Here is a 13,009-nt window from a genome sequence, read left to right on the forward strand (position 1 = left end):
TTCCGCATGCGATGCCAGCGGCCCCCGCCGCCAATCGGCGACGCTCCCGCCAACAAGAGCTCCCGGGCCCTTCCCCCGACCTACCACGCCGGCAGCACCCGCTTCACATCCCCAGCATCCGGGGCAGCCAAAGCGAGACGGACGGAACGTACGTCACCAGCACGAGATACAGCAGCATCACCCCCACCCAGGGCAGACAGGCGATGGAGACCTCCGTCATCCCCATTCGCGCCAGGTGACTCGCCACGAACAGATTGAGGCCCACCGGGGGATGGATCATGCCGATCTCCATGTTCACGGTCATGATCACGCCCAGATGGATGGGGTCGATGCCCAGGTTCTGCGCGATCGGCAGGAACAGGGGGGCCAGGATCAGAACGATGGAACTGGGCTCCATGAACTGCCCGGCTGCGAGCAGAGCGACGTTCACGACGATGAGGAACATCCAGGGCGCGAATTCGCGCGCCGTCACCCAGTCCGATATTGCCTGCGGAATCTGTTCGGACGTGAGGAGATACGAGAACAGCACCGCGTTGGTGACGATGTACAGCAGCATCGCGCTGGTGTTGGCCGCGAGAAGCAGGACACGGAAAGTGTCGCGCAGCCGCAGGTCACGGTAGATGAACACCGCAGCCACGAACGAGTACACCGCACTCACGGCTGCTGCTTCCGTCGGCGTGAAGATTCCGCCGTAGATGCCGCCCATGACGACGGCCACGAGCATCAGTCCCCAGAAGGCCTCCCGGAACGACGTCCAGATCTCTCCGAAGGTCGCCCTGGGCAGCGTCGGAAATCCCCGCCGCTTCGCGGTCACGAACGTCACGCCCATCAGGACCAGCGCCAGCAGGATGCCCGGGACGACCCCGGCGATGAAGAGCTTGCCCGCGCTCGTGCTCGTGCTTACGGCGTAGATGATCATCACGATCGAAGGGGGGATCAGGATGCCGAGCGATCCGGACGTCGTGATGACCCCCACCGCGAACCGCTTGGGATAGCCCTGCTTCACCATCGCCGGCAGCATGATCGATCCGATGGCCGCGACCGTCGCGGGGCTCGACCCGGAAATGGTGGCGAAGAAGGCGCAGGCCAGAATCGCCGCCATGGCAAGGCCACCGGGCATCCAGCCCACGAGCGCGGTGGCGAACCGGATGATGCGGGCCGCGATTCCCCCCTCGGTAAGAAACGCTCCCGCGAGAATGAAGAACGGGATCGCCATGATGGCGAAGTTCTCCAGGCCGGTGAACAGGCGCTGCGAGATGATGTCGACCGTCTCCATCGAGAAAGAGGAGAACCCGACGAGGTAGACCAGCACCGTCAGGCCGAGCGCGATCGAGATCGGGGTGCCCGTGGCGAGCAGCACCAGAAGGATTGTGATGATGGCGACGGCCGTCATGCGGCGGTCTCCTCCCCGGCCCCTTGCGAGAACGACGAGTGGGAAGGCAGCGAGCCGTCACGCCGGTAGCGGTACAGGACCTGCAGGAACCGGAAGCACATGAGTCCCGACCCCAGGGGGATGCACAGGTAGACCGCCCAGCGGGGCCACTCGAGGTCCGGGGTGACCTGCCCCGTCTCGTGCATGAACATGACCCAGCGGGCGCCCAGCACGGCGATGGTCGAGGTGAACACGGCGCCCAGGAGCAAGGCGAGCGTCACGAGCCGCCGCTGCCAGACCGGCCCGGATCGGCTGACGAGCAGATCCACGCCGATGTGAATGCCGGTGCGCACGCCATACGCGGCGCCGAACTTGGCCATCCAGATGAAGAGGATGATGCACAGTTCCTGGGCCCACGTGAGGTCGTACTGGCTGGTGTGCTCCCAGACCCAATCGATCCTGGCCGAGAACCGGTGCAGGACGGAAAGAAAGATGATGAGTGTGGCGGTGGCGATCAGCGTCGCGATCAGCCACTCCTCGATCCGGTCGAGGATACGGTTCGCCACCGAGCCCATGGAAAGGCCGCCCCGGTCAGCGCTTGCGTCGTTCGTCCGCGACCTGCGCGGCGACAGCGCGAACGGACGCGATGAGATCCTTGCCGATGACCGACTCGAATTCCTGCTGGACGGGCAAGAGCGTCTGACGCCACTGCGTCCGCTCCTCATCCGTCAGCACGTACACCTCCGTCTTGCCGCTGGCCCGCACCTGGGCAAGCGCATCCAGGTTTTCCTTCGCCGCGATCGCGCGCTCGTAGCGGGTCGCCTCCTTCATAGCCTGTTCCAGAGCAGTGCGCACGTCCGCGGGCAGGCCGTCCCAGAACTTCTTGTTGGTGATGACCGCATACACGAGGCAGCCGTGGTCCGACAGCGTGAGGTGCTTCTGCACCTCGTGCATCTTCTGCGTATAGAGATTGGAGACAGGGTTCTCGGCGCCGTCCACCACGCCTTGCTGCAGGGCGGTGTAGACCTCGCTGAAGGCCATCACCTGGGGAATGGCCCCCAGTCTGCGGAAGGTGGCCGCCAGGACCTTGGACGACTGCACCCTCATCTTCAGGGCGCGGAAGTCCGACACTTGGCTGTTCGGGTAGATCTCGACCTTGACGCGGCCCTTGGTCGCCGCTTCGGCGAGTTGCTTGAACTTTTCCGCGGCCTTTCCCTTGGGCGTATCCGGCGCGACCACGTGACTGAACTTCACGACGATCGTCTGGGCAAGCGCTGCCGGCACTTGCGATGCCGCGATCAGGAACAGGAAGAGCGAAGGGAGATATCGGCGCATGGTGCAGCGGGCCCTGGAAAGGGCGGGAAGCTTAGCATGCAGGTGGATCATTCCCGAGACTGCCCGTGGTGAAGGATGCGGAACGACAGACCCGCTTCATCGGGCGACGCGGCGACCTCCGGCGCAGTGGCGACGCCCGGTACGTGGACGAGCGTCTCGCCGGCGAACACGAGCGGAAGCCGGCGGCGTTCCCAGACTGCGACGTCCGACTCCTGCAGCAGATTCTTGAGCGTCCGGCGCGGCCGGTTCGTGGCGACCCGCATCCGCTCTCCGCCGCGCCTGTTTCGAATCGTCACCCCGGCATCGCGGAGCAACCGCTCGCCCGGGCCGGTCCCCAGCGTCCGCTCCACGAGCAGGACTCTTCCGTCCGGCAGCGTGATCGCGGACTCTCCGTGCCAGCGCACCGACCAGTCCGAGCGGCACGCTTCCCCGTCATCGGGCCTTACTGAGATCACGCCATGACGCCGGACGATGGCGCAGTTCCCCAGGGGCACACGCAGTTCGGCCGAAGACGTGGACGAAATCAGCTGGCTCACCATGTCCCCGAGCCGGGCCCGGGACGGCACCGGTGCGCCGGAACGCTTCAACCAGAAGCGCAGGACATTCGCCTGGCTGGAGGCGTCGAGCATCCGCAGCGGCTCGAGATGAAGATCCGCTCCCGTGGCGCAGCGCTGCAGATCCATGCCGGCCAATCGATCCAGCAATCCGGCCGCTTCCGCGGCATTCACGGCAGCCCGTGCCAACGCAATGTCCCAGGCGGGATATCGTTGAGCGATGACGGGCACGACCGAGTGGCGAAGAAAATTCCGGGCGTACCGCTCGTCCTGGTTGGATTCGTCGTCCACCCACTGAAGCCCGCGGTCGAGCGCATGACGGAGCAGGACGGCACGCGGTACGTCCAGAATCGGACGCACCAGCCTGACCCCTCCGGAAAGGAACCTCACCTCAGGCATGGCGGCGAGACCCTGCGGACCCGCGCCGCGCAACAACTGCAACAACACCGTTTCGGCCTGATCGTCGGCGTGATGCGCGAGGGCCACGGCGTCGACTCGCGTCTCGCCGTAGCACCGGTAACGCTCGGCACGGGCCGCCGCTTCGATTCCGCGCGGATCATTGCGCCGGATCGTGACCCGGTGCACAGCGAGAGGAACGTCGAGTTCCGACGCAAGGCACTCGCACCGCTCCGTCCATCGGTCGGCGTCGGGACTCAGCCCGTGATGCACGTGGACCGCGGACAGTTCGAGAGCGAGTTCCGAGCGAACGCCGGCCAGCAGATCCAGGAGCACAACGGAATCCATTCCGCCACTCAGACCCACCGCCACCCTGCCTCCGTCGAGAGACCACGATCGCAGGCGCGCCGCAATGCGCCGTCCAAGGGTGCCGGCACCGGAGCGTGCGCGCTGGTCAGGCTTCATGGGGAGAGTCGGGCCTGGCATCCGGGCCAGCGGTGATGCGGCCGGCTGCACATCGGCGTGGGAAACCGTGCCCCTGGGCGCACGCTCAGCGCGCGGGCATGACTTCCTTGAACTTGCCGTATCCCAGAAGTTTCTCGAAACGGGATTCCACGAGATCGTCCACGGACTTCGCCTGCTGTTCCTTGAGAGCCTCGACAAGCGCCTTGCGGACAGCGTGCATGGTCGCGCCGTGGTCGCGATGCGCCCCACCCAGGGGTTCCGGGATGACGCGGTCGATGAGGCCCAGCGTCTTGAGGCGGTTTGCCGTGATGCCCAGCGTCTCGGCTGCCTCGGGGGCCTTATCGGCGCTCTTCCACAGGATGGAGGCACAGCCTTCGGGCGAGATCACGGAGTAGATGGCGTACTGCAACATCATCACGGAATCGCCCACGGCGATGGCCAGCGCTCCACCCGAGCCTCCTTCGCCGATGACAGTGCAGATGACGGGAACGCGCAATTCCGCCATCACGTAAAGATTGCGCCCGATGGCCTCGGACTGGCCGCGTTCCTCGGCGCCAACGCCCGGATAGGCGCCGGGCGTGTCCACGAAGGTGATCACGGGCATCTGGAATTTCTCGGCGAGCTTCATGAGCCGCAGGGCCTTGCGGTAGCCCTCCGGCTTGGGCATGCCGAAATTGCGATAGATCTTCTCCTTGGTGTCGCGTCCCTTCTGATGACCGATCACCATCACGGACTGTCCGCCGAACCGCGCCAGTCCGCCCACGATCGACGGATCCTCGGCGAAGCTCCGGTCGCCGTGAAGTTCCTCGAAATCGGTGAAGAGGTTCTGCACATAGTCGAGCGTATAAGGACGCTGAGGGTGCCGCGCCACCTGGGAAATCTGCCACGAGCTGAGCTTGGCATAGATCTCCTTGGTGAGCGTGTTGCTCTTCTTCTGCAGCCTCGAGATCTCCTCGGAGATGTCGAGCGCCGAATCGTCCTGCACGTAACGCAGTTCCTCGACCTTCTGCTCCAGCTCCGCGATGGGCTGCTCGAAATCGAGGAACGTGGTCTTCATTGCCGGAGCGGGGCTGTTGGCCATGTTCGTCTCACTTGCCGTAATTCGTGGTCAGGTACTCGACGATGAGCTTCGCATCGTCCGGAGCGATGTCCGCTCCCATGACCCTGATCATCTTGTTGACCGCCGCCTCCCAACCCTTGCGATCGAGAAACGGGGAATTCATCTGGATGTAGTCCAGGCTGTGGCACTGCACGCAGCCTGCCTCAACCTTCTCCCGGCCGGGCGCGTCCTTCAGTTCCAGGAGATCCTCGCCTGCCGCCGCCATGCCGGACCAGGCGGCCAGGGCAGCGAGCGCGAACCGCAGACGCATGTTCATGCCCTCACGCACAGCGGATGGTCACGGGCTGCACGACGTTGTTGTGATAACCGGCAGGATTGAACACGAGATCGAATGTCTGCGTCGCGCCGATCCGGTTGGTCGCGCGCCATGATCACGTGTTCTCCCGGCGCGGGCGTGAAGGGGTAGGTCCACTGTCGCCAGAGAAACGGCCAAGGTCCGTTCCCAGTTCCGCGGCGGACCAGGTCCTCCCCGCGTCCGTCGAGACGTCCACGCGCGAGATGCCATAGCCACCATCCCAGGCCACCCCGCGCACGAACAACGGAGTGTTCGCCCGGTACATCATCTGGTCGCGGATGTTCACGATGAGGGAGTTCACGACCATTTCCGTGATCGGCGTGTTCGCATCGGTCTCCTGGGACAGGAACCGGTCCACGATGGGGAACCTGCCCTTGGGGATCCGGTAGGCGGGATTCATCCAGAACCCCTGCAACGGCTGCATGCGCACTTCCACCCGCGTGAGATGCTTCATCCAGTAGGTGGCCGTCCAGCCCGGCACCACCACGCGGGCGGGGAAGCCGTTCCAGTGCGGAAGCGCCTCGCCGTTCATCTCCAGCGCGATGAGCGTGTTCTCGTCGATCGCTTTCCAGAGCGGAACGCTCTTCACGAAGTCGGGCGTCTTCTCGGCCACGCCGGTGTCGGCGCCGTCGAAAGCCACTTCGAGCGCACCGGCCCTGACGCCCGATCGGGCCAGCACATCCTTCAGGCGCACGCCCTTCCAGCTCGCGTTGCCCATGGCGCCATTGCCCCACTGGACGCCTGGAACATGCGGACTGGACATGCCGCGGCGATTGCCGGAGCAGGCGCAGAGCGCCGCGATCTCCACCAGGTCGAATTCGGCGCGCAGGCGATCGAGCGTGTACTCCTCCGCCTTGTCCAGGCCATCGCCTCCCACCGCGAGGCGCCACTGCGCGGCCTCGACCTGCGGAATGTTGGACAGGTGATAGCGGACGAAGAAGGCGTCGTTCGGTGTGAACGGCTCGCTGAAGGCGCGGGTGGGCGTCTCGAAGTTCGGCGGACGGTAGCTGCGCTTGATGAGAGGCGCCTTGCCGGGAAGCGTGTCGAACAGGGCCGAGTCGCGAGCGCCCGCAGGCAGTGCGCCCGGTCCGGCAGGCGCCTGTGCCCGGGCCGAGGGGGCCACGGCCAGCGCACCCAAGCCCGCCGCAGCCCGCAGCAAGCGGCGGCGCAGGGAACGTGCGGGAGTATGTCCGGAACCGTCTGTCATGCGAAGGATTCTGACATCTTTCCCCGGATCAGGGAACGAAGCGCGCCGCCGACGCCCGCCCCCGGCTCGATAGTTCCGAGCGGATTCACGCGGCGGCTGGGGACTCCGATCGTTCCAACCGGAAAGCTCGCGACCGATCCGCGAGGATTCCCTAGAAAAGGGTTCCGGTCTTGCCCCTCGGATCGCCTTCGGCGGTCACCTCGCCCGTGATCCGGTCGACGAACACGGCCTGCATGTTTCCCCAGCGGCGCTTGCCCTCCTGCACGGTGTGTCCCTTCGCGGCAAGCGATTGCACCCACGCTGCGGGAAACTGCCCCGGCTCGATCTCGATCCGATCCGGCAGGAACTGATGGTGGTACCGCGGAATGCCCACCACGCGCGCGAGATCGACCTCCGGCCTCGACAGATGCTCGAGAATACCGAGCAGCACCATGGTGATGATGCGGGATCCGCCTGGGGTGCCGAACACCAGCACGCCGCGGTCGTCCTCCACGAAGGTCGGGGACATGCTCGACAGCGGCCGCTTGCCCGGCGCAATGCTGTTCGCGGCCATTCCCGTCAGACCGTAGAGATTGCCGCCTGCGGGCGAGATGGCGAAGTCGTTCATCTCGTTGTTGAGCAGCACGCCCGTTTCGCCGGCAACCATGCCGGCACCGAACGGCGCATTGACGCTCAGTGTGGCGGCAACGCGATTCCCCCAGCGGTCGACGACCGAGAAGTGCGTCGTGTTGTCGCCCTCCCGTGACCGGCTGCCGGCGTCCAGCGCCGCACTGGGAGTCGCGCGGGCAGGGTCGATGTCCGCGGCCCGGCGTTCGGCGTAGGAACGGCTGTCCAGCAGTGCGTGCGGAACGGTCGCGAAGTCGACGTCGCCGAGATACCGTCCGCGATCCTGGTATGCCCTCCGCAGCGCCTCCACGACCAGGTGGACGCGGTCCGACTCGCTGCAGGCCGCAAGATCGTAGCGCTCGAGGATATGCAAGGTCTGGGACAGCGTCAGGCCGCCGCTCGAGGGCAGCGACGCCGTGACGATCGCGGCACCGCGATACCGGATGCGATGCGGCTCGCGCTCCAGCACCCGGTAGTTCGCGAGATCCGCCTCGGTCCAGATGCCTCCTGCGGAACGCACTGCGCGTACCAGCTCGCGAGCGACGCTGCCGGCATAGAACCCGTCCTCCGCGCTGCGCGCGAACGCGCGAAGTGTTTGTGCAAGGAGGGGCTGCCGGACCATGAAACCTTTCGAAGGCGCCTTGCCGGCGTCGAGGAACGTCGCGGCCGCGACGGGGTCGACGCGCAGCACGGATTCGCGCCACTGGGCGGCGCTCGCATAGCGCCCGTCCGCCTGATAGCCCTGCTCCGCATGCGTGATCGCAGGCGCGATCAGGTCGGCAAGCGGCCGGGACCCGTACTTTCGGGCCAGATGTGCAATGCCGGCGGGCAACCCCGGAATGGCGGCTGCGCGCGCGCCATCGAGGGAGGCCCTGGCGTCCACTTCACCGTTCTCCCGCAGGTACATGTCGCGAGTGGCTGCGGAGGGAGCGGTCTCGCGGGCATCGATCATGATGTCCCGACCGTCGGAGGCGCGGTGGATCAGGAAGAACCCGCCACCACCGAACCCGGAGGAGAACGGTTCGACCACCGCGAGCGTCGCGGCGACCGTCACCGCAGCGTCGAAGGCGTTCCCGCCCTTGGCCAGCACCGCCTCGCCGGCCTGCGTGGCAAGCGGATGCGCGGACGCGACGCCGTCGCGCTGCGCGGCGATCGCCTGAGTTCCCGCCAGGAGGAAGAGCGCGAGCCCGCCCAGGGCGCGCAGGAACTGTCTTCGATCGAATGTCATGAATGCCTCTCCACCATGCGCGCCCACCGGCATTCGCCGCCTCGGGCTCTCAGGAATGCCGTTCAAGCCGCCGCGGTCTCCTTTCTCACCCGGAATGCGGCCGCATAGAGTGCGGGCAGGAACAGCAGCGTCAGGACGGTCGCCACGAACAGCCCGCCCATGATCGCGACCGCCATGGGTCCCCAGAAGTTCGAACGCGACAGCGGGATCATCGCGAGGATCGCGGCGGCCGCCGTCAGCATGATCGGACGGAACCGCCTTACCGTCGCCTCGACGATGGCATCCCACGGCCGCGCGCCCTCGGCGATGTCCTGGTCGATCTGATCCACCAGGATGATCGAGTTGCGCATGATCATGCCCGATAGCGCGATGAAGCCCAGCATGGCCACGAAACCGAAGGGCATCCGGCTCACCAGGAGGAAGAGGCTCACCCCGATGATGCCCAGGGGCGCCGTCACGAGCACCAGCAGCGACTTGCGCACGTTCTGCAGGTGGATCATGAGCAGTGTCGTGACCACCAGCAGCATGAGCGGAAGCACCGCGTTCACCGACGCCTGCCCGTTGGCACTCTCCTCGATGATGCCGCCCATCTCGATCCGGTAGCCCGGAGGCAGCTTCGCGCGGATCGCATCGAGTTGAGGATTGATCTTCTCGGAGACCTCGGCCGCCTGAATCGATCCGGCGACGTCGCCCTGCACCGTGATGGTGGGCAGGCGCTGGCGCCGCCAGATCACGCCTTCTTCCAGTTCGTAGTGAACCTTCGCGATCTGCGACAGCGGAATCCAGCGGTTGCTCTGCGTCGGGACGTTGATGTCGCCGATGGAATCCAGGCTCTTGCGTTCGTTCTCCTCCGCGCGCGCCAGTACCTCGATCAGCTTGTCGCGCTCGCGGAAATCCGTGATGTAGAAGCCGGACAGCACCGAGTGCAGGACACTGGACAGATCCTGCGTGCTCACGCCGATGAGACGCCTTGTTCTGGTCGATCTCCAGCTTGACCGTCTTCACCTTCTGGTTCCAGTCCAGGTGCACGCCCCGCATGTGGACGTTGCCGCGGATCACGGTTGCCACTTCCTGAGCGATGCGCCGCAGTTCCGCGAAGTCCGTGCCCATCACCCGGAAGGCCACGGGATAGGCCACGGGCGGTCCGTTCTGCAACGGCATGACGCGGAAGCGCACACCCGTGTACTCGTTCTCGAGCAGGGTCACGAGCCTCGCCTGCAAGGCGTCGCGCACGTGGGCGTCCCGCGCCGTGATGACGAACTCGGCGATGTTGGAACTGGCGAGCTGCTGATCGAGCGGGAGATAGAACCGCGGACTGCCTGCGCCGATGTAGGTGACGTATTTCTCCACATCCCCGTCGCGCGCCAGAACCGCTTCCAGACGCTTTGCCTCCGCCGCCGTCGCCGAGACCGACGCCCCTTCCGGCAGCCAGATGTCGACGATCAGTTCGGGACGGTTGGCGGATGGGAAGAACTGCTGCTGGACAAGACCGAACCCCGCCACGGCCAGAACGAACGCGAGCCCGGTGAGGGCCATCACGGTCTTGCGATAGGTCACGCACCACGTCACCAGCCGGCGGAAGCCCCGGTAGAACGGACGCTGATAGACGTCCGGGTCGTGATCCGCCGAGGCCGAGGGTGCGGACCCGGCGCGCCGGAACAGGCGGCTCGCGATCCGCTTGCCCAGGCCCGGGGCGTGCCCGGTCTTGGCGTAGTCCGGCAACAGGTGATAACCCATGTACGGAATGAACAGCACCGCCACCACCCACGACACCACCAGCGCGATGCACACGACCGCGAAGATGGAGAACGTGTACTCGCCGGCATCGGATTTCGCGAGGCCCACCGGGAGAAATCCGGCCGCCGTGATCAGGGTGCCCGTGAGCATGGACGGCGCCGTCGACGTATACGCATAGGCGCCTGCCCGAAGCCGGTCCCATCCCTGCTCCATCTTGATGGCCATCATCTCCACCGCGATGATGGCATCGTCCACGAGCAGACCCAGCGCGATGATCAGCGCGCCGAGCGAGATCCGCTGCAGATCGATGCCGGCCACGCGCATGCACAGGAACGTCACGGCCAGCACCAGCGGAATGGACAGCGCCACCACGATGCCGGTGCGCCAGCCCAGCGAAAGAAAGCTCACGGCCAGCACGATCACGATCGCCTCGCCCAGAGTCTGCATGAACTCGTTGATGGAGCGCGACACGACCGTGGGCTGATCCGACACCTGATGCACTTCGATGCCGACCGGCAGCTCGCGCTTGAGGCGTCCCATGGTCTCGTCCAGCGCCTTGCCCATCGCGATGATGTCCCCGCCCTTGCGCATGGAGACGGCGAGGCCCATCGCAGGCTTGCCGTTGTAGTGCATCACGATCTCCGGCGGGTCCACGTAGCCGCGCCGGACCTTCGCGATATCGCCCAGCCGGAACAGGCGTCCGTTCGCCTGGATGCCGATCTCGCGGATGCTCTCCACCGACTTGAAATCGCCCGACACCCGCACGTACACGCGGTCGTCCCGGGTCTCGAAGCTCCCCGCCGGCGTCATCTCGTTCTGCGATCTCAGCACCGAGAAGATCGTCATGGGATCGATGCCCAGCGTCGCGAGCTTGCGGTGCGACATCTCGATCCAGATCTTCTCCTGCTGCTCGCCGAGCATCTCCACCTTGCCGACGTCCTTCACCTGCAGCAGGTCGCGCCGGACGTCCTCCACGTGGTCGCGCATCTCCGCGAAGGAATAGCCGTCCGAGGTGAACGCGTAGATGTTGCCGAAAGTGTCGCCGAACTCGTCATTGAAGAACGGCCCGCGCGCGCTGGCCGGCATGGTCTGTCGGATGTCGAAGATCTTCTTGCGTACCTGGTACCACGCGTTGGGCACCTCCTTCGGCGGAGTCTCGTCCTTGAGGTACACGAAGATCAGCGATTCGCCAGGGCGGGAAAAGCTGCGGGTGTAGTCGAGATAGGGTGTCTCCTGCAGCTTCTTCTCGATCCGCTCGGTGACCTCCTGTTCCACCTCGCGTGCCGTGGCGCCGGGCCAGAAGGTGCGGACGATCATGATCTTGAAGGTGAAGTCCGGATCTTCCGCCTGACCCAGCTTGAGATAGGACAACGCACCGGCCACGGCCAGCGCCACGATGAAATAGAGCACGAGCACCTGGTGCTCGAGCGCCCACTTCGAGAGATTGGGCCGGGTGGGGATCATGGCGCCCGCGCGGCGAGGATGCGGATCTTCTCGTTGGCGAAGAGCTTCTGCACGCCGGCGCGGACGATCGTGTCGCCGGGGTTGAGGCCCTGGGTCACCACCACGTGATCATCGGCGAACGCGCCCACCTTGACCGGACGCAGGTTGACCGTGGACGTCGCCGCATCGACGACCCACACGGCCGTGTCGTTGCCCTTCTGGAACAGCGCGGTCGAAGGAATGTGGATGGCGGACGCATCGGCGGTGCCGTCCAGGAACAGGTTGGCGGTCATCCCCAGCTGCACGTCGTCATCGGCGTCGACGATGGAGATCTTCGCCGTGTAGGTGCGCGTCACCGCGTCGGCGTTGGGCGCGAGTTCACGCAGTTTCCCGTTGTAGAGCTTCGACGGATTCGCCCACAGGCCTATCCGCAGCCGTTGCGACTTGCGAAACTCGCTCAGGCGGTTCTCGGGGATGTTGACGGCGACTTCCTTCTGGCCGGGACGCGCCAGCCGGTAGACGGGCTGGGCCTTGTCCACGACCTGCCCCGCCTCCGCGAGCAGAGCCGTCACCACGCTGTCTTCGGTCGCGCGCAGTGTCGTGTAGTCGGCCTGGTTGCGGTTGAGTTCGACCTGCGCCTTCGCCTGCTCGAACTGCGCCGAGGCGACGTCGAGCGCCGCCTTGTGACGGTCGAACTCGGCCGCGCTGATGAAACCCTGGCGGAACAGATCGGTGAACCGCGCGAAGTCGGCCTTGGCCTGCACATGATTCGCTCGCGCGGCCGTCAGCCCCTGCTGCGCGGCTTCGACGCCGAGACGCTGATCCGCCGGATCCAGGCGGGCGAGCACCTGGCCGCGCTTGACGGCATCGCCCACATCCACCAGGCGTTCGGTCATCTTGCCGCCGATCCGGAACGCCGCGGCCGTCTCGAAGCGGGCCCGGACATCACCGGTATAGGCGGCACTGGTCGTGCCGTTGCCGGGCTCGATTCGGACCACATTCACCGCCCTGGGCGGTTCGGGAACCTTGTCAGGCCCCTTGCAGCCGGCGATCCCGCCGGCCAGGACCAATGCGACTGCGGCGCAGGCATTGCGGCCTGCCCGTGGGCGAGTACTCATGACGCACTCCATTTCTTCTATCGTTCATGCCGCCGCCCTGCCACGGGTGACGGCCGTTTCGTCCGGCCTGTCCGGCCTTTGCACGCGATCACCGGCGCCCGAACCCTGGCGGCGCCCGATCGCGGTACGTTCC

The 13,009-nt window shown here is 65.9% G+C and carries 8 protein-coding genes and 2 pseudogenes; all 10 read right to left on the reverse strand.

Going from position 1 to position 13,009, the window contains the following annotated elements:
• Window positions 1-103 precede the first annotated feature (103 nt).
• The 10 genes and pseudogenes from IPK20_14570 to IPK20_14615 all read right to left on the reverse strand — a co-directional run bounded on the left by IPK20_14570 (window position 104) and on the right by IPK20_14615 (window position 12,876).
• Complete coding sequence (locus IPK20_14570; GenBank protein MBK8017820.1) at window positions 104-1,393, reverse strand: TRAP transporter large permease subunit; 1,290 nt, start codon at window positions 1,391-1,393, stop codon at window positions 104-106.
• Window positions 1,390-1,947, reverse strand: coding sequence for a TRAP transporter small permease (locus IPK20_14575; GenBank protein MBK8017821.1), 558 nt, complete (start codon window positions 1,945-1,947; stop codon window positions 1,390-1,392). The genes IPK20_14570 and IPK20_14575 overlap by 4 nt, the downstream gene beginning before the upstream one ends.
• A gap of 16 nt (window positions 1,948-1,963) precedes the next feature.
• Window positions 1,964-2,707 carry a TRAP transporter substrate-binding protein DctP gene (dctP, locus tag IPK20_14580; GenBank protein ID MBK8017822.1) on the reverse strand — a complete coding sequence of 248 codons (744 nt, stop codon included), beginning with the start codon at window positions 2,705-2,707 and terminating at the stop codon, window positions 1,964-1,966.
• Window positions 2,708-2,754: 47 nt separating this feature from the next.
• Window positions 2,755-4,122, reverse strand: a complete 1,368-nt coding sequence (gene tilS, locus IPK20_14585; protein MBK8017823.1) for a tRNA lysidine(34) synthetase TilS — start codon at window positions 4,120-4,122, stop codon at window positions 2,755-2,757.
• An 85-nt stretch (window positions 4,123-4,207) separates the two neighbouring features.
• Window positions 4,208-5,179, reverse strand: a complete 972-nt coding sequence (locus IPK20_14590; GenBank protein ID MBK8017824.1) for an acetyl-CoA carboxylase carboxyltransferase subunit alpha — start codon at window positions 5,177-5,179, stop codon at window positions 4,208-4,210.
• Window positions 5,180-5,210: 31 nt separating this feature from the next.
• Window positions 5,211-5,492 (reverse strand): cytochrome c, encoded by a 282-nt coding sequence (locus IPK20_14595; protein MBK8017825.1) that lies wholly within the window; start codon window positions 5,490-5,492, stop codon window positions 5,211-5,213.
• 10 nt (window positions 5,493-5,502) lie between these two features.
• A pseudogene (locus tag IPK20_14600) lies at window positions 5,503-6,744 on the reverse strand (molybdopterin-dependent oxidoreductase).
• Window positions 6,745-6,895: 151 nt separating this feature from the next.
• The gene (gene ggt / locus IPK20_14605; GenBank protein ID MBK8017826.1) at window positions 6,896-8,578 is read right to left on the reverse strand and encodes a gamma-glutamyltransferase; all 1,683 of its coding nucleotides are present in this window, start codon (window positions 8,576-8,578) and stop codon (window positions 6,896-6,898) included.
• Between the two features lie 62 nt (window positions 8,579-8,640).
• Window positions 8,641-11,779 (reverse strand): annotated as a pseudogene (locus tag IPK20_14610) (efflux RND transporter permease subunit).
• Complete coding sequence (locus tag IPK20_14615; GenBank protein ID MBK8017827.1) at window positions 11,776-12,876, reverse strand: efflux RND transporter periplasmic adaptor subunit; 1,101 nt, start codon at window positions 12,874-12,876, stop codon at window positions 11,776-11,778. Before IPK20_14615 ends, IPK20_14610 begins: the two are co-directional and overlap by 4 nt.
• Window positions 12,877-13,009: the final 133 nt, after the last annotated feature.

This window comes from Betaproteobacteria bacterium (assembly GCA_016713305.1).
Classification (GTDB): Bacteria; Pseudomonadota; Gammaproteobacteria; order Burkholderiales.